2 protein-coding genes are annotated in these 1,715 nt (G+C 74.8%); one reads left to right on the top strand and one right to left on the bottom strand.

Annotation, left to right across the window (positions count from 1 at the left end):
* Positions 1-95: 95 nt before the first annotated feature.
* A complete protein-coding gene (locus tag ACYVE9_RS25575) occupies positions 96-560 on the bottom strand; it encodes an NUDIX domain-containing protein (RefSeq protein ID WP_461030264.1) in 465 nt (154 codons plus the stop codon).
* A 206-nt stretch (positions 561-766) separates the two neighbouring features.
* Between ACYVE9_RS25575 and ACYVE9_RS25570 the strand changes: the two genes are divergently transcribed.
* A partial coding sequence (locus tag ACYVE9_RS25570) for a LysR family transcriptional regulator (protein ID WP_461030263.1) occupies positions 767-1,715 on the top strand: 949 nt, incomplete at its 3' end.

Raw genomic sequence — 1,715 nt, 5'->3', positions numbered from 1 at the left:
GGCCGTCGGCGGGGGGTCCGGGGGGCGTTCCCGGTCACCCGGAGGCCCTGTCGGACGACGTGGGGCTTGAGCGGCGCGGCCCTCCCGTCTCCCGGTCACCAGCCCGTCAGCAGCACCTCGTGGCGGCCGGCGCGGTAGGCGGCGACGGCTTCGACGGTGGGCGCCACGGAGTCCGCGGGCACGGCGTCGATCGGGAACCAGGCCACCTGGGCGTGCTTCTCCGGTTCGGCGTTGTGCGGTTCGCCCGCCCAGCGGTCGACGGCGAAGACGACGGTGACGTAGCCGCCGGGGGCCTCCACGCCGAGCGCGCCGTGCACCACGTGGGCCAGCCGCAGATCGGCCGGGTCGACGCGCAGACCCGTCTCCTCGAACAGTTCCCGCACGGCCGTTTCGGTCACCGGCTCACCCGGGTCGCACTTGCCCACCGGCAGGTCCCACCGGCCCTGCGCGAACTTCGCCCGCGGGCCGCGTTGCAGCAGCAGCACCCGGTCGCCCGCCCGGTCGTGCACGAGCAGGGCGGCGACCAGCAGGGACGTGGACCGGTCAGTGAGCGGCGGCACGGTGGACCTTTCGTCAGAAGTGCGCGGACATCAACACCCTCTCACCACCAACCGCCGGGCCGCCGGGGCTTCTTCGCGCGGCCACGGAACGGGTGCCGGGCCCCGCCGGGCACGTCGGCCGGCCGGCCGCGTCGCCGGTGGTGGTCCGGCTGCCGATGGCGACCCGGCCCTGGTGTACATGTCAGGCTGCCGTTTATGCTCCCGGCGTGGAGCTCGAGGTCAGGCATCTCCGTGCGCTGTGCGCCATTGCCGACACCGGCAGCGTGCGCAAGGCCGCCCGCCGGCTCGGTATGACGCAGCCCTCCCTCTCCACCCAGCTGCGGCGCATCGAGAACGCGCTCGGCGGCCAGCTCTTCGTCCGCGAGCGCACCGGCTGCCGGCCGACGCCGCTGGGCCGTTCGGTGCTCAGCCGCGCTCGGCCGATCCTCTCCGACATGACCGCACTCGTCACCGAGGCCCAGGTCACGGCGCTGGACTCGGGCCGCCCACGACTGCGCGTCGGAAGTACCGGCACCACCGGCAGCCGGGCCGTCGCCGGCTGGCTGCGACGGCTGCAGGACCGCTGCCCCGAGTGGGACACCGCCATCCACATCGACGTCTCCGCCAACACCCTGCTCGGCATGGTCGCCGCGGGCCAACTGGACGCCGCGTTCGTGCACGAGGTCGAGGGCAGCCCGCTGCACATCCCGCAGGGTGTGGAGAACCGCGTACTCGTCGAGCGGGAACCGCAGTTCGTCGCGCTGCCCGCCACCCATCCGGCCGCCGCCCGGCCGGAGCTGCGGCTCACCGACCTGGCCGGGGACTGCTGGATGGTGGACCCCACGGCCGACGGCGAATGGGACGGCCTGCGCCGGGTCTTCACCGCTGCCGGCGTCAACCCGCGGGTGGTGTTCGGCGACTACCTGACCGCCGGCGACCTGGTCGCCGCCGGCCAGGTCGTCATCGCCTGCCAGCCCACCGCCCGTTCGCGCCCCGGCATGGCCATCCGGCCCCTGCTGGGTGACCCGCTGACGGTGCGTCTGCTGATGGCGAGCCGCGCCGGCGCCGCCGACAGCGCCCGACTCGACGTGGCGTTCGCCGCGCTGCGGGACGCGTACGTCGAGGTGGCGCGGGACAACGCCGCCTACAGCGGCTGGCTGCGCCGCAACGCCAGCC

This window comes from Streptomyces sparsus, assembly GCF_054776295.1.
The sequence above is the reverse complement of the archived record's forward strand: the minus strand, read 5'-3'. Positions and strand labels throughout refer to the sequence as shown.